This window comes from Paraburkholderia sp. SIMBA_054 (assembly GCF_046534875.1).
GTDB lineage: Bacteria > Pseudomonadota > Gammaproteobacteria > Burkholderiales > Burkholderiaceae > Paraburkholderia > Paraburkholderia hospita.
Genome location: NZ_JAWRXV010001508.1, coordinates 1 through 243, shown reverse-complemented (window position 1 = coordinate 243; position 243 = coordinate 1). Strand labels below are relative to the sequence as shown.

1 protein-coding gene is annotated in these 243 nt (G+C 57.6%); it reads right to left on the bottom strand.

Features of this window, described 5'->3' with window-relative positions; genetic code table 11:
* On the bottom strand, positions 1 to 243 hold a 243-nt coding region (locus SB822_RS60070; RefSeq protein ID WP_410859507.1), incomplete at both ends, for a PLP-dependent transferase.

The following is a 243-nucleotide window of genomic DNA, read 5'->3' as shown; positions in this document are numbered from 1 at the left end:
AAAGCCTTTTTGCTGGCGCGCGGCAATTTCATGCCCCTGATTTTCCGGCAACGACGGGTGATACAGTTTTTTCACCAACGGCTGGGTTTGCAGGTATTTCACAATCGCCTGCGCGTTGCGCTGCGCCAGCTCCATACGCGGCACCAGCGTTCGCAACCCACGTAGCAGCAGATAGCTGTCAAACGCGCCGCCCGTCACGCCAATATTGTTTGCCCACCAGGCCAGTTCAGTGACAACGTCCGG